Source organism: Lysinibacillus sp. NPDC058147 (assembly GCF_042884205.1).
Classification (GTDB): Bacteria; Bacillota; Bacilli; order Bacillales_A; family Planococcaceae; genus Lysinibacillus.
On sequence record NZ_JBHVUJ010000005.1, the window covers coordinates 91,066 to 110,862 of the forward strand.

18 protein-coding genes are annotated in these 19,797 nt (G+C 38.7%); 14 read left to right on the plus strand and 4 right to left on the minus strand.

All coding sequences use genetic code 11. The features are described 5' to 3' along the window. Together ACFVT8_RS15900 and ACFVT8_RS15905 are read right to left on the minus strand one after the other, a co-directional pair. Positions 1 to 1,503: beta strand repeat-containing protein (locus ACFVT8_RS15900; protein ID WP_387224295.1), on the minus strand; the 1,503-nt coding region annotated here is incomplete at its 3' end. A gap of 187 nt (positions 1,504 to 1,690) precedes the next feature. Beyond that, positions 1,691 to 2,776, minus strand: a complete 1,086-nt coding sequence (locus ACFVT8_RS15905; RefSeq protein ID WP_387083472.1) for a glycosyltransferase — start codon at positions 2,774 to 2,776, stop codon at positions 1,691 to 1,693. Between the two features lie 193 nt (positions 2,777 to 2,969). On the opposite strand from ACFVT8_RS15905, the gene ACFVT8_RS15910 reads away from it, so the two are divergent. The 6 genes from ACFVT8_RS15910 (at position 2,970) to ACFVT8_RS15935 (ending at position 9,535) form a co-directional block, all read left to right on the plus strand. After that, positions 2,970 to 3,935: a YncE family protein gene (locus tag ACFVT8_RS15910; RefSeq protein ID WP_387224297.1), complete on the plus strand. Its 966-nt coding sequence runs from the start codon at positions 2,970 to 2,972 to the stop codon at positions 3,933 to 3,935. Further along, positions 3,932 to 4,615 carry a response regulator transcription factor gene (locus ACFVT8_RS15915; RefSeq protein ID WP_387083474.1) on the plus strand — a complete coding sequence of 228 codons (684 nt, stop codon included), beginning with the start codon at positions 3,932 to 3,934 and terminating at the stop codon, positions 4,613 to 4,615. The genes ACFVT8_RS15910 and ACFVT8_RS15915 overlap by 4 nt, the downstream gene beginning before the upstream one ends. Beyond that, positions 4,612 to 6,000, plus strand: a complete 1,389-nt coding sequence (locus tag ACFVT8_RS15920; RefSeq protein ID WP_387083475.1) for a sensor histidine kinase — start codon at positions 4,612 to 4,614, stop codon at positions 5,998 to 6,000. The genes ACFVT8_RS15915 and ACFVT8_RS15920 overlap by 4 nt, the downstream gene beginning before the upstream one ends. Before the next feature lie 5 nt (positions 6,001 to 6,005). After that, the gene (locus ACFVT8_RS15925; protein ID WP_387083476.1) at positions 6,006 to 6,518 is read left to right on the plus strand and encodes a FixH family protein; all 513 of its coding nucleotides are present in this window, start codon (positions 6,006 to 6,008) and stop codon (positions 6,516 to 6,518) included. Positions 6,519 to 6,655: 137 nt separating this feature from the next. After that, positions 6,656 to 7,231 carry a TetR/AcrR family transcriptional regulator gene (locus ACFVT8_RS15930; protein ID WP_387083477.1) on the plus strand — a complete coding sequence of 192 codons (576 nt, stop codon included), beginning with the start codon at positions 6,656 to 6,658 and terminating at the stop codon, positions 7,229 to 7,231. 114 nt (positions 7,232 to 7,345) lie between these two features. Then, positions 7,346 to 9,535, plus strand: a complete 2,190-nt coding sequence (locus tag ACFVT8_RS15935; RefSeq protein WP_387083478.1) for a YhgE/Pip family protein — start codon at positions 7,346 to 7,348, stop codon at positions 9,533 to 9,535. Positions 9,536 to 9,581: 46 nt separating this feature from the next. Here ACFVT8_RS15935 and ACFVT8_RS15940 read toward each other — a convergent pair whose 3' ends face one another. Beyond that, positions 9,582 to 10,421: a hypothetical protein gene (locus tag ACFVT8_RS15940; protein ID WP_387224299.1), complete on the minus strand. Its 840-nt coding sequence runs from the start codon at positions 10,419 to 10,421 to the stop codon at positions 9,582 to 9,584. Between the two features lie 146 nt (positions 10,422 to 10,567). Further along, the gene (gene yhfH, locus ACFVT8_RS15945; protein ID WP_012292204.1) at positions 10,568 to 10,693 is read right to left on the minus strand and encodes a protein YhfH; all 126 of its coding nucleotides are present in this window, start codon (positions 10,691 to 10,693) and stop codon (positions 10,568 to 10,570) included. Between the two features lie 144 nt (positions 10,694 to 10,837). Here yhfH and lplA point away from each other — a divergent pair, with 144 nt between their 5' ends. From lplA to ACFVT8_RS15985, 8 genes are all read left to right on the plus strand, one after another. Next, on the plus strand, positions 10,838 to 11,830 hold the full coding sequence (lplA, locus tag ACFVT8_RS15950) for a lipoate--protein ligase (protein WP_387083480.1): 993 nt from the start codon (positions 10,838 to 10,840) through the stop codon (positions 11,828 to 11,830). A 166-nt stretch (positions 11,831 to 11,996) separates the two neighbouring features. Continuing rightward, the gene (locus ACFVT8_RS15955) at positions 11,997 to 12,701 is read left to right on the plus strand and encodes a response regulator transcription factor (RefSeq protein WP_387083481.1); all 705 of its coding nucleotides are present in this window, start codon (positions 11,997 to 11,999) and stop codon (positions 12,699 to 12,701) included. Beyond that, on the plus strand, positions 12,701 to 13,684 hold the full coding sequence (locus ACFVT8_RS15960; protein ID WP_387083482.1) for a sensor histidine kinase: 984 nt from the start codon (positions 12,701 to 12,703) through the stop codon (positions 13,682 to 13,684). The genes ACFVT8_RS15955 and ACFVT8_RS15960 overlap by 1 nt, the downstream gene beginning before the upstream one ends. Positions 13,685 to 13,695: 11 nt before the next feature. Continuing rightward, positions 13,696 to 14,130 carry a hypothetical protein gene (locus tag ACFVT8_RS15965; protein ID WP_387083483.1) on the plus strand — a complete coding sequence of 145 codons (435 nt, stop codon included), beginning with the start codon at positions 13,696 to 13,698 and terminating at the stop codon, positions 14,128 to 14,130. Between the two features lie 12 nt (positions 14,131 to 14,142). Beyond that, entirely contained in the window at positions 14,143 to 14,919 is a 777-nt protein-coding gene (locus ACFVT8_RS15970; protein WP_387083484.1) for an ABC transporter ATP-binding protein, read from the plus strand. Then, a complete protein-coding gene (locus ACFVT8_RS15975; protein ID WP_387083485.1) occupies positions 14,891 to 16,825 on the plus strand; it encodes an FtsX-like permease family protein in 1,935 nt (644 codons plus the stop codon). Before ACFVT8_RS15970 ends, ACFVT8_RS15975 begins: the two co-directional genes overlap by 29 nt. A gap of 332 nt (positions 16,826 to 17,157) precedes the next feature. Beyond that, positions 17,158 to 18,705 carry a fatty acid--CoA ligase family protein gene (locus ACFVT8_RS15980; RefSeq protein WP_387083486.1) on the plus strand — a complete coding sequence of 516 codons (1,548 nt, stop codon included), beginning with the start codon at positions 17,158 to 17,160 and terminating at the stop codon, positions 18,703 to 18,705. Positions 18,706 to 19,134: 429 nt separating this feature from the next. Continuing rightward, the gene (locus tag ACFVT8_RS15985) at positions 19,135 to 19,782 is read left to right on the plus strand and encodes a VTT domain-containing protein (protein ID WP_387083704.1); all 648 of its coding nucleotides are present in this window, start codon (positions 19,135 to 19,137) and stop codon (positions 19,780 to 19,782) included. The last annotated feature ends 15 nt before the right edge of the window (positions 19,783 to 19,797 follow it).

Sequence of the window (19,797 nt, forward strand, 5' to 3'; positions counted from 1 at the left end):
AGTAGCTCCAGTAGCCCCAGTAGAGCCAGTCAAACCAGTAGAACCGGTAACCCCAGTAGCCCCAGTAGAGCCAGTAACACCAGTAGAACCAGTAGCCCCAGTAGAACCAGTAGAACCGGTAACCCCAGTAGCTCCAGTGTCACCAGTAACGCCAGTAGAACCAGTAGCCCCAGTAGAACCAGTAGAACCGGTAACCCCAGTAGCTCCAGTGTCACCAGTAACACCAGTAGAACCAGTAGCCCCAGTAGAACCAGTAGAACCGGTAACCCCAGTAGCTCCAGTGTCACCAGTAACGCCAGTAGAACCGGTAGCCCCAGTAGCTCCAGTGTCACCAGTAACGCCAGTAGCCCCAGTAGCCCCAGTAGTGCCTGTTGCTCCGGTAGTGCCTGTTGCTCCAGTAGTGCCTGTTGCTCCAGTAGTGCCTGTTGCTCCAGTAGTGCCTGTTGCTCCTGTAGTACCTGTTGCTCCAGTAGCCCCGGTGTCACCAGTGGAGCCGGTAACTCCGGTAGCCCCAGTCACACCAGTAGAGCCGGTAGCTCCGGTGTCACCAGTAGCCCCGGTAGAACCAGTAGAACCAGTAGAACCAGTAGCCCCGGTAGAACCAGTAGAACCAGTAGCCCCGATAGAACCAGTAGAACCAGTAGAACCAGTAGAACCAGTAGAACCAGAAGCTCCCGTAGCGCCAATAGAACCGGTAACTCCGGTAGCCCCAGTAGCCCCAGTAGCCCCAGTAGCCCCAGTAGCCCCAGTAGCCCCAGTAGCCCCAGTAGCCCCAGTAGCCCCAGTAGCCCCAGTAGCCCCGGTAGAACCAGTAACACCAGTAGAACCGGAAGCCCCAGTAGAGCCAGTAGAGCCAGTAACCCCAGTAGCTCCAGTAGCCCCGGTAACAGTAGCCCCGGTAACGCCAGTAGCCCCGGTAACGCCAGTAGCCCCAGTAACCCCAGTAGCCCCAGTAGCCCCAGTAGCCCCAGTAGCCCCAGTAGCCCCTGTAGAGCCGGTAGAGCCAGTAGCCCCAGTTACACCAGTGGATCCACGTGCGCCAGTAGAGCCAGTAGCCCCAGTTACACCAGTGGGTCCACGTGCGCCAGTAGCCCCAGTAGAGCCAGTAGCCCCAGTAGAGCCGGTAGAGCCAGTAGCTCCACGTGCGCCAGTAGCCCCAGTGACGCCAGTAGCCCCAGTGACGCCAGTAGCTCCGCGTGCGCCAGTAGCCCCAGTGACGCCAGTAGCTCCGCGTGCGCCAGTAGCCCCAGTGACGCCAGTAGCTCCGCGTGCGCCAGTAGCCCCAGTGACGCCAGTAGCCCCAGTAGCTCCAGTAGCTCCGCGTGCCCCGGTAGCCCCGGTAGAGCCAGTAGGTCCAGTCGCGCCAGTACTTCCTGTAGGACCAGTTTTTCCAGTAGGTTTAACGGGAAAAATAGGGCAGCTTTGAGCGGCGCAAGGACTACAACAACATGGGAATGTATTACATTTACTGCAAACTCTTTCTTTAAATCTTCCAAAATGCATTGTTTCACCTCCTCTCTCAAATATCGTATTCATAGAGGGGGAAGGTGAAATAGACAGTTAACTCCTTGGTTATTCTAAAAATATCAATAGCGATAAAAGTATTTTTATTCAATTTATAATTAAAACCTATTACTAGAATTTAAAAATTACACTAATGTACGAACTAACCCATTAATATAGAGAGAATTTAAGACTTTTCATTATCCTTATTTAAAATACGATCAAAATATTTTTTATTGTGTAGTATTTTTTCGTCATTTGGTAAAAAGGATCTGGCTAATTCATTATGTGCGTTGGCAGTTTCATAGTGTTGTATCTGATCAAAGAGGACACAAAGTTGTAAGTGGGGCAACCATGTCGTAAAGGTTTTATTTTGAAAAGGGGCGTTAGGATTTTGCTTGATGTTAAGCGCTTGTTCATACCAAAATATTGCTTCATAATTTTTGGTTTGTTCCATAAAATGAAAACCAAGTCTACAACACGCTTCTGGACGTGGAATATCGTATTCAAAGCTTCTTAGAATGGAACTTAGATTATTTTCTGGATCATTTAAATGAGAATAACAGTCTGCTAATTTGAAACAGGCTCTAATATTATCTTCTACCCAGCCTAATTTTGAAGTTAAAAACGTTTCATAATAAAATATTGCATCCTCAAATTGTCCGTGATCTAGTAATTCATTTGCATAATAAAATGTATCTCGTGGAGAGAGCGGTTCTCCTGAGTCTACTAATTGCTTATAGATGGTAATATTCCGCGTATGATCATGACTAAGTGGTAAATGACTGACAGCGATATTACTATCCAATAGCTTTCCGCCTACTTCTAAATATTCGTGTACGGCACCTATCCATTGGAATTGTTTATCTCTTTTTACTAAGCGATATCTTCTTAATAGCGAACTTACATTTCCTTCATTATCAAAGCTTAAATTATAATTCATCGAAACGGCATCTATATCAACGGTTAAGGATTCTTTTAGTGCTTTGAATTTTTCCTGATCCTCCTCTAATAATACGTCGTCTGCATCTAGCCATAAAATGTACTCCTTCGTTGCTTGTTGGAATGAAAAATTTCTTGCCGCTGCGAAATGATGAATCCACTCAAAATCAAAAATACGATCTGTAAACTGTTTCACAATTTTCTTTGTCTTGTCGGTAGAGCCTGTATCTATGATATTAATCTCATCGACTAAGTCTTTTACTGATGCTAGACATCTCCCGATGACATCTTCTTCATTTTTTACAATCATACATAAGCTGATTGACACCATAAAGTTGATTCCCCCTTACCATAATCTATGTAGTATATGTACTACTATAATTTTTGGTTGGACAAATGCTCGTAGATGTAGCATTACATCATAATAATCGTGAAATTTGCTAGTATTGTTTGTCATAAATTTACCTCTCAAGTTTCACGCGAATTTCACAATTGTGAAGTATAGTTAAGAAACAGAGGTGATGATGTTGAAAAAATGGGCATTTTTCATTTTTTCTTTAGTGCAGCTTATATGGTTAGCGGGGTGTACGGAGAAATCGTTTGAGCCTATCGAACGCGATCAAAATTTTATTGCGTCCTTAAATATACAAGAGCCTTCGCTAGATTTTATAGACGAACAGGGTAAAATGATCGCAACATGGTTATTTGATAAAGCATACTCAGGGGCAGTACTGCTTGGAAATGATCGTGTGTTATTGTATGGTCATCAATTAGAAGAAATTGACGTCTATACAATATCAACCGGGAAGAAGCTCTATTCCAAAAAAGTAAAGCTTGGTACAACGAATGTGTTTTATGCTGAAAATAGAAAACAGTTTTTTATTACGAATAGCAAAACAAATACCGTGACAAGCTTTGATGAGAAGGGCAACGAATTGGCAACACAGAAGCTTGGTAATTATCCTATGTCAATGGCAGCCTATAAAGATAAGCTATATGTGATTAATTATAAAGATACGAAATTATCGGTGTTAAATATTGAGAATTTAAAGGTTGAGCAAGAGTGGCCGATTCAAAAATCATCACATGGAATAGCAATTCTAGAAGAGAAAAATGAACTATGGATTGGTGGTCATGGAGAAGGAAGTAAACCGAATAGCTCTGTAAAAAAATATGATCTTATGACGGGAGTCAAACGTGGGGAAATAGAAATGCCTTTAATGCCTGTCGGATTAACCAAAACAAAGGATGTTGTCCTCGTCGTTAGTCATGGACGGAATAAATTGTATGTTGCCGACTTTGATGGAAATGTAAAATGGCAGCAAGAGGTAGGAGCTAATCCATTTGTTATAAATCAGTTTAAAGATTATATTGTTGTCGCTGGCTATGATGACCATACTTTGTATTTCATAAAAGAAGGTCAGGTGAAAAAAACAGTTGATGTGGGGAAAGGTGCATTTCAATTGTTAGTGAGGGAGGAAAAAATGTGACAACTGTATTAATTGTTGATGATGAGCAAGATATGCGAAATTTAATAGAAATGATGCTCCATAATTCAAAAATAGAGACCTTAACAGCAGCGAGTGGTACAGAGGCCTACGATATTATTGTACGTGAAAAAATTGATTTAGTTCTACTTGATGTGATGATGCCACATGAAGATGGCTTTGCAGTTTGTCAAAGTATACGTGCGATGTCAAATATACCAGTTATTTTCTTGACAGCACGTGATGCAAATGAAGATAAAGTGAAAGGCCTAACTATTGGCGGAGATGATTATATTGTAAAACCCTTTACAAATGATGAACTAGTTGCACGAATCCATGCTGTGCTAAGAAGAAGTGGTACTAATATTGAAGATTTGCAGCAAAAATATGTGGTGTTGGGACCTATTAAAATAGATGAGATTGCACGAAAGGTATCTGTAGAAGGAAAAAGTGTTCCGCTAACTTTAAAGGAATTCGAACTATTACATTTATTTATGAAAAATCCTGGGAATGCTTATACAAGGGAGCAATTACTAGAACGTATTTGGGATATTGATTATGTAGGGGGAACAAGAACTGTTGACACTCATATCAAAACCTTACGTTTAAAGCTTGGAAAGGAAGCAGCGGGGCATATTCAAACCGTCTGGGGAGTGGGCTATCGCTTTGATCCTGGCGAATGAAAAAGATTTCAACACGCATTTGGCTATTAATCTTTGCATTTTTAATCATTACCGTTGTCTTTATGTATGTCATAACTAATTATTTATATGAACGGTTATATGTAGAAGACACGGAAGAGACGATGGTAGAAGTAGGGACAAAGCTACAAACGATGTATACAGGTGGTAAGGTAACGGATGAATTTATTGCTGATATTGAACATTATGCTAATTACTCAAATTTGAATATTTTTGCAGTAAGAAATCCGCGGGAACTAAGTGCCTGTGTGCCGTTCGATATTGATTTCGAAACATTAATTGGTCCAGAAGAGCGACAGCAATTACTTGAAGGTGAATATGTACAAAAAATTGGGTATGAACCCCGATTTGATAGACAACTAATTTCGGTAGTACTTCCACTAGTAGATCAAAATAGGCTTGAAGGAATTATTTATATTTACTTCCCTCTAGCTAAAATTAGTGAGTTAGCGAATAATGAAGTCATTTTCTTATTTGTCAGTGCCTTTATATTTTTAATTGTCATCAGCTATTTAATTTATAAAGGAATTCGTCATATTATGCGACCATTAAGTAATTTACAAAGAGCTGTTGAGCAAATGTCATACGGAAATTATGGAACACGCGTGCCAGTTCATTCAAAAGATGAAATTGGGAAATTATCGAGCACCTTTAATCAAATGGCAGAGGCGATACAACAAGAGGATGAAGCTCAGAAAACGTTTTTAGCTACAGTTTCACATGAGCTACGGACACCCATTAGTTATGTAAAAGGGTATAGTGAAGCAATGCAGAATGGCATTATTCCAGAAAGTCAAAAAGAGGAAACAATCCAGCTGATTGTACGTGAGGCAAATCGAATGGAACGTTTAACAAATGAATTACTTCAACTTGCACGTATGGAAAATGAACAAGCAGAAATTACTTTATATCCAATCCCTCTTGCCGAAACATTACGTGAGGTTCAAAAAATATTAACTCATCAAGCAGAGAAGAAGAGCATTGTACTCTATTTAGATGCTGATGATGCATTAATCATTAAAGCAGATGAAGTAAAGCTGAAACAAATTTTTATTAATATAATTGAAAATGCCATTAATTACTCGTATGAGCAGTCAAAGGTTGAAATTACTGCTTTTGAAGACAATGGTAGTGCACAAATTATCATTAAGGATTATGGTATAGGTATCCCACAAGAGGATTTATCGCATGTAACGGAGCGCTTTTATCGTGTTAACAAAGCGCGTAGCCGAGCAGATGGTGGCAGTGGACTAGGCTTGTCGATTGTAGAACAATTGCTGAAGCAGTTACATGGCAAGATAGAGATTGAAAGTGAAGTTGAAAAAGGCACAGTTGTAAAAATCACATTGCCGTTAATGGAGGAATAAAAAACATGAAAAAATGGTTATTGGCATTAGTCGCAGTACCGGCATTATTAGTAGGTTGCGGAGAAAAGAAAGAGACAGCAGCTTTACCAGAGCCTGAGGTAGCTCAAATACCAGAAGTTGAAATTTTAACACCGAAAGAAGTAGCAATCAATGAAACGATTGATCTTGCTGCGCAGGTTGAACAAGGTGGCAAAAAAGTTGATGATGCAGTTGTACAATTTGAGGTATGGGAATCTGGTAAACGTGATCAAGGGCAAATGGTTGACGGTAAATTAGAGAAAGATGGCGTTTATAAAGCGACGACTACATTTGACCACGATGGGGTATATTATATGTATGCTCATACAACAACTGCTAATGGTGTTCATAGTATGCCGAAGCAACAAATTACTGCTGGCAGCCCTGATATGACGAAAGTTTTACCAGAGGATGAAAAAGCAAATAACAATAGTATGGATCACAACATGATGAATCATGGTAATGATACTTCTGAGCATAATGATCATGAAAAAAAGTGAAAAAAATCACAATTAATACTTGCATTATTTTTAAAATAGGAATATGATAATGACCAGATGACCGAAATGGTTTTCTGGTCATTATCATTTTCGTGTACAATTGCATGTACATAACTTAACAGGAAAGGATGTTACTAATGGATCGTAGGCAGGAAATTCTTGAAGCAGCTGCAAAATCCTTTACATTGTTTGGTTACAAGGCTACAACAATGGAGCAAGTGGCTAAAATCGCCAATGTCGGTAAAGGGACGATTTACACATTCTTTGCAAATAAAGAAATTTTATTTCAAGAGATAGCTATGTCACTTGTACGAGAGATGCAAGCAGAAGCAGATGCAGTGTTGGATGCATCCGCTAGCTTTATGGACAATGCGCATAATGCTTTAATGAAAATGCTACAGTTCCGTGAAAAACATCTTTTATTTGCGAAGTTATTAGAGGAAGAAAAGGAGCTACGAACGCCAGCAGTTAAACAAGTTTTAATTCGCATTGAGACTGAAATTTTATCCTACGTTACGGAATTAATTCAAAGACGTATCGATAAAGGAGAAATTAGAAGAGATTGTGATGCAGAATTAGTAAGCTTTCTATTGTTAAAGGCGTATCTAGCATTTGTCGTTGATTGGCATGAGCTACATGGCGACATTATTCCTGAAGAAAAGATATTAAATCTTTTCAAGGAAACAATCTTCCGTGGGCTAATTCTAACTTGATTCGGCTGAGCTAAAAGGTGAATCAATGACAGTCTAGTGAGGATTTAGATTTTTTTTGAATAAAAATGACCGACTGACGTTTTCGGTCAAATATTATAGGAGTGAAGAAAACTTATGATTAAAGCTGAGTGGCTGAAAATCTTTAAAACAAGAAAAATGCTTGTTTCAATAATCGCTGTATTATTTATCCCAGTCATGTACGCAGGCATGTTTTTATGGGCGTTCTGGGATCCGTATGCAGGCCTACCGAATTTACCAGTAGCAGTTGTCAACCAAGATAAGGGCGCTGAAATGGAAGGCGTTAAATTAGATTTGGGGAATGAATTGGTCGATAATCTTGTCGACAGTGAGCAATTTAAATTCATTGAAGTATCCAAAGAAGAAGCTGAAAAAGGGCTAAATGGCCGAGATTATTATATGACTCTAGAAATTCCAACAAATTTCTCTGAGCATGCGACTACATTATTAGATGACAAACCTTCTAAATTAGTCATGAATTATATTCCGAATGAAGGATTAAACTTCCTTAGTGCACAAATCGGTGAAACAGCAATGGAAAAAATACGTGCGGAAGTGAATAAACAAGTTTCAACTACTTATGCTGAAAAATTATTTGATTCTATTACAACACTTGGAGATGGCTTTACAGAGGCTGCAGATGGCTCAAGTAAGCTAGATGAAGGTGCTAAAACTTTAGCGAATGGTACAAAAGATTTAAAAGGTTATTTAGAGAAATTAGCATCAAGTTCAGTTGAATTGTCGAATGGTGCAGATAAAATTGCTAAAGGTATTGGAGAGGCTTCAAAAGGTGCAAATGAATTATCTACTGGTATAGGAAGCGTACAAAACGCTACTGGACAGTTACAACAAGGTGCACAGAAAGCAGCATCTGGAGCAACAAGTCTTACGCAAGGTGTGTCACAATATACACAGGGTGTAGCGCAAGTTCAAGCAGGTTTAGCTAAAATGAGCAATGGTCAACAACCAATTACTGCAGGAGCAGCTAAAATTGCTGATAGTGCAGGTCAATTAAATGGTGCAGCAGGCCAATTAACAGCGGGTTCTGCAAAAGTAGCAGAAGGCATCACAGCTTTATCTAATCAATTACAAGGCATGATGGCTTCATTGCCTGAAGAGCAAGCGGCAGTATTAAAACAAACATTAGCAGAGCTACAAGCAGGAAGTGCAAGCGTGCATAATGGCTTAGGTGCTTTAACTGCGGGTACAAAAGATTTACAAGCTGGTGCTAACGGATTAAGTTCTGGTGTATCGCAAATGGCAGCAGGTCAATCACAAGTATTAGCAGGTGCAAATGCATTAACATCAAAAAGTGGTGAATTAATCCAAGGGGCAAAAGATCTTCAAGCTGGTAATGCAACACTAGCCCAAAAATTAGGTGAATTAAATGCCGGTGCTAATAAACTTGGAATAGGTTCTAAAAAATTAGCTTCAGGTTTAGATCAACTAGTAACTGGTTCATCAACATTGAATCAAGGTACATCAACACTTGCATCTAAATCAGGTGAAATAGCAGAGGGTTCTGGAAAAATTGCTGATGGTTCAACTGAACTGGCAGATGGTACAACAACTTTATCTGGCAAACTAGGTGAAGCAAGTGAAAAAGCAAAAGAAGTTCATGCAAGCAAGGACACTTATGATATGGTAGGTAGCCCAGTAGAGGTTGATAAAGAATCTGTTAACCATGTACCTAACTATGGAACAGGTTTCTCACCATACTTTATTTCTCTTGGTTTATTCGTGGGTGCATTATTAATCTCTATCGTTTTCCCACTAGTGGAACCAGCGATTCGTCCAAAAAATGGAGCGACTTGGTTTACAAGTAAAGTCTCAGTTTTAGCAATAGTGGGCTTAATTCAAACTATATTAACAGTGGTTATTGTAAAATGGGGCTTAGGCCTTGAAGTATACAGTTTAGGATACTTCTTCTTAACAGCATTATTAACAAGCTATGTATTCTTAGCTTTAATCCAAATGTTAGTATCTATTTTCGGTGACCCAGGGCGCTTTATGGCGATTGTTGTATTAATTTTACAACTTACAACAAGTGCGGGTACATTCCCACTTGAGTTAATCCCAACACCATTACAAGTATTTAATAAACTATTACCAATGACATATACAGTTTCAGCATTTAAAGCAAGTATCTCAACTGGTGATACATCATTCTTAATGCAAAACTACGGAGTTCTATTAGGCTTCCTAGTAGTATTCTTAGTTATTACTTTCGGTTATTTCATGCTACTACACACAAAACGTTACTCAAAAGTAGCTGAAGAAAACTAAAAATAGGATTTTTACACCCACCAATATTGGTGGGTGTTTTTTGTGGTTAAACGATTGCTTTAAATGGGGAAGGGAAGAGCTGCCAAAAACTGATCAGGTAGAGAATAAAACTGATCGGGTAGCCCCGAAAACTGATCAGGTAGCGAGAGAAACTGATCGGGTAGCCCCGAAAACTGATCAGGTAGCGAGAGAAACTGATCGGGTAGCCCCGAAAACTGATCAGGTAGCGAGAGAAACTGATCGGGTAGCCCAGAAAACTGATCAGGTAGTGAGGGAAACTGCTCGGGTAACCCCGAAAACTGATCAGGTAGTGAGAGAAACTGATCGGGTAACCCCGAAAACTGATCAGGTAGCGAGAGAAACTGATCGGGTAGCCCCGAAAACTGATCGGGTAGCCCCGAAAACTGATCAGGTAGCGAGAGAAACTGCTCGGGTAACCCTGAAAACTGATCAGGTAGCGAGAGAAACTGCTCGGGTAACCCCGAAAACTGATCAGGTAGTGAGAGAAACTGCTCGGGTAGCCCCGAAAACTGATCAGGTAGTGAGAGAAACTGCTCGGGTAGCCCCGAAAACTGATCAGGTAGTGAGAGAAACTGCTCGGGTAACCCCGAAAACTGATCAGGTAGTGAGAGAAACTGATCGGGTAACCCCGAAAACTGATCAGGTAGCGAGAGAAACTGCTCGGGTAGCCCCGAAACTGATCAGGTAGTGAGAGAAACTGCTCGGGTAACCCCGAAAACTGATCAGGTAGTGAGAGAAACTGATCGGGTACTCCTGAAAACTGATCAGGTAGCGAGAGAAACTGATCGGGTAACCCCGAAAACTGATCAGGTAGCGAGAGAAACTGCTCAGCTCCAACAAAAAATCGCCACTTACAAAAAAGCATACAAAAAACAGCAGCCGATATGAGCGTATCAGCTGCTGTTTTGTAAGTGTAAGAGATTTAATTAATGGTTCATCAAAATATGATGAGGGGTGTCATTATTAGTACGTGTGGGGCACGTAAATGACAATTACAGAATAGGCAAATGCTTATAGGTGGTTACATTTTTCACAAGTGTTGCTGTAGCATTCACTTTGTTCTTCAATTTTTTCACCGCATTCTGTGCATTGCTTTGCAGGTAGATTCTTGAAAAATTCAACTACATTTTCTAACATTGTGGACTCCTCCTTTAAGTTCATCTGTACTATTACTGTTTTGATATTTCCTAGTGTATTATAACAGAGGCATTTCGTCAACACAAAATGCCTAATTTACGTTAAAATAAATATGGATATATTGTGAAGGAGGAAACGTAATTTATGATATTCGTTGATAATAAAGGGATTCATGATCCACGCATTAACCTTGCCATTGAGGAGTATTTATTAAAAACGATGGATGTTGAGAAGGAGCCGGTGCTACTTTTTTACATTAATCAACCTTCAATCATTATTGGTAAAAATCAAAATACTATCGAAGAGATTAATACAGATTACGTGGAGGATAATGGCATTATCGTTGTACGTCGTCTTTCTGGTGGAGGCGCAGTGTATCATGATTTAGGGAATCTTAACTACAGTTTTATCACTAAAGATGATGGCGATAGCTTTATGAATTATAAAAAATTCACTCAGCCTGTTGTAGATGCACTTGCAAAAATGGGCGTTCATGCTGAGCTTTCAGGCCGCAATGACATTTTAGCGGAAGGTCGTAAAGTTTCTGGGAACGCACAGTTTTCTACAAAGGGACGTATGTTTAGCCATGGTACTTTAATGTTTGATACAGAAATTGATGCTGTTGTATCCGCATTAAAGGTGAAGAAAGATAAAATTGAATCAAAAGGCATTAAATCGATTCGTTCACGTGTAGCTAATATTTCTGAGTTTTTGAAGGATAAGATGACAGTCGAAGAATTCCGACTAGAGATTTTAAAATCCATTTTCGGTGGAGAAGAAAATATTCGCTATTATGAGTTAACGGAGGAAGACTGGGCAAACATTCACAAACTATCTTCTGAGCGTTATCAAACATGGGAATGGAACTATGGCAAATCACCACGCTTTAATATTCAAAAAACACATCGTTTCCCAACAGGAGGCATTGATATTCGCTTAGAGGTGAAACACGGAATTATTGAAGAAGCGCATATTTTTGGTGATTTCTTCGGTGTGGGCGACATGGCAGATGTTGAACAACGATTAGTTGGGACAAACTATGATCGAACTGCAATTGCTGAGGCGTTAACGGATATTGATATTCCAACATACTTTGGTGGAATTGCAACAGAAGAGTTTTTACAACTAATTTATTAGGAAAAGCTTGTGTAGAAATTGGCAAATGTCCTTATTAAGGCAGAGGCAATTTTACATAAAAATCTCTAGTTAACGATTCGTGTTAACTTTTACTACAAAAGGTTCGCTGACAGTTATGTCGACGGACCTTTTTTTGATACAATATAAGATAGAAAGGAGTGTTGGTATGGAGAAGCATCGAATATTTATTGTCGAAGATGATGTAAAGATTGCATCATTGCTCGCAGAAACGCTTAGAAAATATCAATACGAAGTTGAAACGATCAAAGAATTTGATCATCTCGTTGAAGAATTTACAGCATTTAATCCACATATGGTGTTGCTTGATATAAATTTACCTTCGTACGATGGCTACTATTGGTGTCGCCAACTACGTCAACATACAACTTGTCCAATTATTTTCATTTCCGCTCGTTCTGGGGAAATGGATCAAATTTTTGCACTAGAAAATGGGGGCGACGATTTCATAACGAAGCCATTTAATTACGAGATTGTACTGGCTAAAATCCGTAGTCACTTGCGTCGCACATATGGCGAATATTCAGCAAGACAAGAGGAACGGACAATTAAACAAGGACAGCTTGTTCTTCATTTAGAAAGAATGGAACTTCATAAAAATAATTTAGAGATTCCACTTCAGAAAAAAGAATGTATCATTTTAGAACTGTTAATGGGAAGTGCTCCTAAAGTTGTGACACGTGAGCAATTGTTAGAAGAGCTTTGGGATGATCAGGCATTTGTCGATGAGAATACGTTGAATGTCAATATGACACGAGTTCGGAAAAAACTAGCTGATTATCATATTACGTCTTCTATAGAAACGGTACGCGGAGCAGGCTATCGCTTTATTTTAAGTGCAGGTGAGTTATAGTGGGCTGGAAATTATTTTTGCGTGATTACGCATCGTTCATTATATTCCAGTTCTTACTAGTGGGCTTCATCATGGTCTTATATTGGCTGGACGGCTTTCGAAATGTTGATACCGCTATTTATTCCTTCTGTATTAGTTTAGTGTTGTTAGCCTCGTTTTTACTTATCCGTTATTTAATGCGCCAACGCTATTTGTTAAAAATATCGCAGCTTCCTAAAACAATGGAGGATGTGTTGCAAAAAAATGCTAAAACACCTGAGGCGATGCAGGCTGAGAAATATATGCATGAACTATATCGACTTTATAAGCATGAGCTTCAATCGTTATATGCAGGCCAAAAACGACATGACCAGTTTATTAATCAATGGGTGCATCAGATGAAAACACCAATTTCTGTTATTGAGCTCTTATTACAGGATGAGCGTCCCCTTGATAAAAAGAATGTGCAGGAGGAAATTGACCGCTTACGAAGAGGCTTGGATATGGTGTTAGTGAATGCTCGATTAGAAAATTTTGAAGAGGATATGCAAGTAGAGCAGGTTGCTTTAAAAACGATTGTGACTGCAACTGTTAATGAAAATAAACGTTTATTTATTACGAAACGTGTTTTCCCAGAAATTCATATTGAGGATGACATTATCGTAGCAAGTGATTCTAAGTGGCTTCGCTTTATTCTCGGGCAATTCGTAACGAATGCGGTTAAGTATACTTTTGAAGCAAATAAAAAAATATCGATTTCTGCCATTACAAAGGATGACTGCGTACAATTAGCCATTTGTGATGAAGGAATTGGTATTCCAGCATCGGATCTTTCCCGTGTCACTAAAGCCTTTTTTACTGGTGAGAATGGGCGTAAAACTGGGGAATCCACAGGGATGGGCTTATATTTAGCGAAAGAAATCTGTGAAAAACTCGGTCACGATTTAAACATTACATCAGAGGTTGGAAAAGGAACTGATGTTACAGTGACATTTACGAATTAGGGGGATCGGAAATGACAGAAGTACGTTTAGATGAATGGGTTTTAAATGTAGAAACAGAAAAAACAGAAGCCTTATACGAATCGCATAACGATATTTGCGATTGTTTATCCTGCAAAAATTTTCGTAAGGCTAGTCTTTTGCTGAATGAAGAAGTGATGCATTTTTCGAATAAGCTTGGGCTAGACTTACATAAACCAACTTTACTCAACGCCTTCCCTGTAGAAGGTGAACAGGTGATGTACAGTGGGCATTATACGATTTGTGGAGAAATCATTGAAGGTGAAATGGATGCCTGGGATGTAATTGTTGGTTCGCATTGCTTTAGTCTAGTGGAGGAGGATGGTAATCAGTCAGCTGAAACATTAATAGAGCCGCATTTTCAAATTGGCTTTGAGGTAGTATTGCAGTGGCTTTTGCCAGAATCCATGGAATTAATCAAGAAATAAGGTGAACAAGGTATGCCTATTTTACAAATAAAAGACGTGATGAAAGTATATGAAGGCAAAGTAACTCATCGTGCGCTCAATCAATTAAGCTTTGACGTTGAGGAAGGTGAGTTTTTAGCAGTCATGGGTCCATCAGGTAGTGGAAAAACAACATTATTGAATATCATTTCTACGATTGATGAACCAACGAGTGGAGAAATCATTTTAGATGGCATGAATCCACATATGTTGAAAGCAACTGAGCTAGCCTACTTTAGAAGAAGACAGCTTGGTTTTATTTTTCAGGATTTTAATCTTTTGCATATGCTGACAGTGGAAGAGAATATCGTGCTGCCACTTACATTAGACCAACAGCCATTAGAAGTAATGGAGGAGCGTCTTGCAAGTATTGTGGAAAAGCTCGATTTAACCTCATTCTTGCATAAACGACCAAATGAAATATCAGGTGGACAAGCACAAAGAACAGCCATTGGTCGGGCACTTATTCATAATCCAAGTCTCATTTTAGCAGATGAGCCGACAGGAAATTTGGATTCGAATTCTTCGCGTGATGTACTTGAACTTTTAACAAAAATCAATCAGGAAAAACGAACAACGATTGTAATGGTAACACATGATCCAATTGCAGCTAGCTACTGTGATCGCGTGTTATTTATTAAAGATGGGGAATTTTTCAATGAAATATATAAAGATGACCGCCGTCAAATGTTTTTCCAACGAATATTAAATGTTTTGAGCTTACTAGGAGGAGGACAAGTAGGTGACCTTTCGACAATTCGCTTACCGTAATGTCGTACGGAACAGCCGTATATACGGTGCCTTTTTCATGGCAAGCTTTTTTTCTGTGGCTGTGTTTTTTATCTATTCAATGCTCATGTTTCATCCGGATATTGAACAAGGGATTTTAGGAGAGGCTTCGTTAATTGGGATGGTTGGTGCGGAAATTGTACTCGTCCTTTTTACATTATTCTTTTTATATTATTCGATGAGTGCTTTTTTAGAGGCAAGATCACATGAGTTTGCAATTTTATTACATTTAGGGATGGAAAAACGCCAGATGAATAAGCTTGTCTTTTTGGAGACAATGATTATTGGATCGGGCTCTATTTTTGTTGGGATTATATTTGGTTTCTCATTTTCGAAATTCTTTTTCATGATTGTTCGAGAAATTTTACATTTAGATAGTTTACCCTTATATGTTTCATGGCAGCCATTTCTACTAACGATTGGTGTCTTCACAAGTGCTTTTGTGGTCATTTCCTTTATTAGTGTGTATTTTACACGTGAAAGGAAATTGCGCGATCTTCTTAAGGGAAATGACTATTTAAATAGTGTTTCAACCTATTCTAAAGTTCGTGCAGTATTTGGGATTACTCTCATTTTATCAGCGTACGTACTAGCATTTATCGTATCGAAAACATCTTGGATTAGTTTAACATTATTAATCCCGTTTTTCGCGACATTTGGAACATATTACTTTTTCAGCGATTCTTTACCTTGTTTTTTAGATAAAGCCAGGGGCCAACGTAAATTTCATTGGCAACGCTATCGCCTTCTTTCGTTAGCTGAGCAAACTCATATTATGATGGACAATGTGAAAATGTTTTTTGTAGTAACGATGGTGTCAACAATGGCCTTTTTATCGGTCGGCGTTTTAGCAACAATGTCATCATATACAATACAATATGATCGTTTAAATCCATTAGGGCTTGTCTATAAGGGAGATGTCGATAATCCTTATGAACGAAATCATATCGCCTCTTTACGAATTCAACTAGAGGAGAAGGGTTTGTCCTATCATTTATCGCGCTTTGTTGTCATCAAACAAACATCTTCATATACCCACAATGAAGTTGAAGTTTTCAGGGAATCGGATATGAATGTATTGCTTTCTTCCTATAGTTACCCATTACTTGATTTGGCTTCAGGAGAGGCAGTGTTTATACCATACTCGGAAGATTCTCTTAAAAAACTAAAAGATAAAGTTGTGCATACAGTATTAGAGGAAAACTCAATCCCGATAACAATTGATAGCGTATATCCTAAAATAGTATTCCCAGGGTCTATCGTTAGTGTGAATTCTATAGTAATTAGCGATGAAGATTTTAGTAAGCTTAGAAAGCCGATTGCCGATAAAGACGTTATTCAGCCAACCTATCATTTATTTACCTTCTATATTCCTCAGTGGATAGAGACGAAAGATATTGGTAATGACATAGAAGAGTTAAAAGCATCTCAATATTTTTATAAGAAGAATAGATTTAGCCCATTTTTCTTTGTAAATGCAGGGTTAGATTATTCTTATGTATTAGCTACTTACTCATTATTCACATTAGTAGGGGTCTTAGTAGCAACTGTATTTTTATTAGCAGCAGGTAGCTTCGTTTACTTTAAACTGCATACTTCTCTTGAAAGAGAGAAGCGTAAATTCGATGTCTTAAAGCGAATGGGCTTAACAGATACAGAGCTCAAAAAGCTTGTGAATCGTCATTTATTCCCGCAGTTTTTCTTGCCATGGGGTGTTGCAATGATGCATAGCGCCTTTGCTTTTCTTATGGTTCAAGGTATCTTGAAGGATATTGCTAATATTTCCATTGTCAAAGAAGTTGTCTTTGCTTTTGGCTTTTTTGTTTTAATACAAGTAGTCTATTTTTATTTGATTCGTTGGCGATACATCTCGCACATTCGTTCGTAATCAAGATGTACGATAGAGAAAAAAATGAATTATTTGACGTAATTTACGACATGAAATAAAAAGTCTCGTTGTCTTTTAGATATATTTCTTATATAATATTACTGAATAATGATTCATTTTATCTTCGTTAAGTAGTAGACTCCCACCTCTGAGGTGGTGAGATGGATTTGGGTGTAATTCCTTTTTATGGGATGTCCATACATCTACTGAATGAAGATAAAGCCTCCGGCGGATGTCACGGATTTTAAAAGGAATGAATTATGCATGTACAATTCAAAATCCGGACCTCAATTACGCCAAGGCGAAATTGATACGATAAGGGGATGGTGTAATTGAATTTAGTTTCAAGTGTTCGTCAACAAGCATTAGAGCAACCGGATAAAATTGCGTATCATTTTATGGGGAAAGATACGACTTACGGTGAGTTTGAACACACGGTTGGTCGCTTTGCAAAGGGGTTACAAGATTTAGGGGTAGAAAAAGGGGACCATGTGGCGTTTTTACTCGGCAATACACCACATTATTTAATTGCGTTATATGCAACAATGCGTTTAGGGGCAACGGCAATTCCGATTAATCCAATCTATACACCGGATGAAATTTCGTATATTTTGCATAATGGTGATGTAAAAGCTGTTATTGCACTTGATGCACTTCTACCATTAGTAGAAATGGGTGTACATGCTTTTCCAAAAGTAAAAACATTTGTTGTTTGTGAAACAACAGCAGATGTTGCTGAAAAAGTAACGACTCTATCCGAAGAGGCAAAGGCAAAAATACATTTATTTTCACAAGTAATTGCTAGTGCATCAGACTCTTTCCAACCAGAAGAAGTCGATGAAGATGATAATGCAATTATTTTATATACTTCAGGAACGACAGGTACTCCAAAGGGTGCAATGTTGACTCATAAAAATATCTATTCAAATGCACGAGATGTTGCGCATTATTTAGGCTATCAAGCAGATGATCGTATTATTGCTACATTACCAGTTTTCCATGTATTTGCGTTAACTGTCGTGGTCAATGCCCCATTATTGAGTGGAGCAACGGTTTTACTTGAAGCACGTTTTAGTCCAACTGAAATCTTTAAATTAACGAAGGAACAAAAGGCAACAGTCTTCGCTGGTGTGCCAACTATGTATAACTTCTTGTATCAATTACCTGAAAGCAACCCTGAAGATTTCTCAACAATACGTTTAGCGATTTCAGGTGGCGCGTCTTTACCGGTAGCATTATTACATAATTTCGAGAAGAAATTTAATGTGCGTGTTTCAGAGGGCTTTGGCTTATCGGAAGCTTCACCAGTAACGTGCTTCAACCCATTGGATCGTGAGCGTAAGGCAGGTTCTATTGGGACATCCATTTCCAATGTTGAGAATAAGGTGGTGGATGTTAATGGTCAAGAAGTACCCGTTGGCGAAGTAGGGGAGCTAATTGTACGAGGACCTAACGTTATGAAGGGCTATTATAAATTACCTGAAGAAACAGCGATGGCTATACGTGATGGCTGGTTATACACAGGAGATCTAGCTAGAGTTGACGAAGAAGGGTACTTCTACATCGTTGATCGTAAAAAAGATATGATTATTGTAGGCGGATTTAATGTCTATCCAAGAGAGGTCGAAGAAGTACTCTTTGCTCATAATAATATCGTTGAAGCGGCAGTTGTAGGTTTCCCAGACCCTAACTTAGGCGAGGCAGTTCATGCATATGTTGTCTTAAAAGATGCAGAAGCAACTTCAACAGAAGACCTTCTCGCATACTGTGCAAAGCATATGGTGAAATACAAGGTTCCTAAAGTAATTGAGATTATCGATGAATTACCGAAAAATACGACAGGAAAAATTTTGCGTCGTACATTAAAAGAAAAAGTATAAGAAACAGCAGCTACTATTGAAAAATAGTAGCTTTTTTTATTCCGTATAATAGATTCGCCCTTCAAGAATTAAGAGAAAGAATAAATATAAGTGGGAGATCAACTGCCCGTACAAGTTCAAATGATTAGGGGCAACAATTTTTGTGCGAAAGCGCAGCGTCAGCACCAGGGTGTTAGTCACACAAACGTTTTCATCTTAGGTAAATATTACAACAATGTAAAAAAGCGTGGCAACTTATTTAAATAAGTTGAGTGTGTATGTCTGTAAGTGATAAAATCAAACTTGTGAAATCTACATACTTTTTAAAGGCTTGTCATATAGTGAGGGAGAAGTGACACTACAGATAGTAAACAAGAATGGAACCCTTTGGTGTCTAGCTACGTCAAAGCCTTTAGAAAATTTAATCGAAAGAGAGCATACGGAAAAATGATAGAACTCATCAAGGAGTTAATTAGTTTTATTATGCATATTGACGTGCATTTAGAGGAGATCATTCATAAATTTGGTAATTTGAGTTATTTCGTTCTATTTGCAATTGTTTTTGTTGAAACAGGTGTTGTAATTTTCCCATTCTTGCCAGGTGATTCGTTGCTTTTTGCAAGTGGTACATTAGCAGCAGCAATGGGCGCATTTAATATGTGGATATTAATTCCCGTGTTTTTAGCGGCTGCAATTTTAGGGGATACGATGAACTATCATATCGGTCATAAAGTGGGGACATCCATTCCACCAAAGAGCTTCCTTGGAAGAGTCGTAAAAAAAGAGCGTATGGAAGCAGCAGAAAAGTTCTTTAATAAACACGGTGGAAAAACAATTGTCATCGCACGTTTTATGCCTTTCATCCGTACATTCATACCATTTGTTGCAGGGGCTAGTAAAATGAAGTATGGCTACTTCATTATGTATAATGTTGTAGGGGCAGTGTTATGGGTACTCAGCTGTACATTACTAGGTTATTTCTTTGGTAATATTCCTATAATTAAAAATAACTTCTCAACGGTTCTTATATTAATTATCTTGATTTCAGTTGTACCAGCTGTTATTGGTGCTCTTAAATCAAAAACAAGTAGAAAATAAAAAAGGACAGTCTAA

What these genes read in the sequence shown, in the direction of transcription:
- ACFVT8_RS15905 (WP_387083472.1), bottom strand. Translation starts at nt 2,776, where the DNA reads ATGGTGTCAATCAGCTTATGTATGATTGTAAAAAATGAAGAAGATGTC.
- ACFVT8_RS15910 (WP_387224297.1), top strand. Translation starts at nt 2,970, where the DNA reads ATGTTGAAAAAATGGGCATTTTTCATTTTTTCTTTAGTGCAGCTTATA.
- ACFVT8_RS15920 (WP_387083475.1), top strand. Translation starts at nt 4,612, where the DNA reads ATGAAAAAGATTTCAACACGCATTTGGCTATTAATCTTTGCATTTTTA.
- ACFVT8_RS15925 (WP_387083476.1), top strand. Translation starts at nt 6,006, where the DNA reads ATGAAAAAATGGTTATTGGCATTAGTCGCAGTACCGGCATTATTAGTA.
- ACFVT8_RS15930 (WP_387083477.1), top strand. Translation starts at nt 6,656, where the DNA reads ATGGATCGTAGGCAGGAAATTCTTGAAGCAGCTGCAAAATCCTTTACA.
- ACFVT8_RS15935 (WP_387083478.1), top strand. Translation starts at nt 7,346, where the DNA reads ATGATTAAAGCTGAGTGGCTGAAAATCTTTAAAACAAGAAAAATGCTT.
- ACFVT8_RS15940 (WP_387224299.1), bottom strand. Translation starts at nt 10,421, where the DNA reads ATGCTTTTTTGTAAGTGGCGATTTTTTGTTGGAGCTGAGCAGTTTCTC.
- yhfH (WP_012292204.1), bottom strand. Translation starts at nt 10,693, where the DNA reads ATGTTAGAAAATGTAGTTGAATTTTTCAAGAATCTACCTGCAAAGCAA.
- lplA (WP_387083480.1), top strand. Translation starts at nt 10,838, where the DNA reads ATGATATTCGTTGATAATAAAGGGATTCATGATCCACGCATTAACCTT.
- ACFVT8_RS15955 (WP_387083481.1), top strand. Translation starts at nt 11,997, where the DNA reads ATGGAGAAGCATCGAATATTTATTGTCGAAGATGATGTAAAGATTGCA.
- ACFVT8_RS15965 (WP_387083483.1), top strand. Translation starts at nt 13,696, where the DNA reads ATGACAGAAGTACGTTTAGATGAATGGGTTTTAAATGTAGAAACAGAA.
- ACFVT8_RS15970 (WP_387083484.1), top strand. Translation starts at nt 14,143, where the DNA reads ATGCCTATTTTACAAATAAAAGACGTGATGAAAGTATATGAAGGCAAA.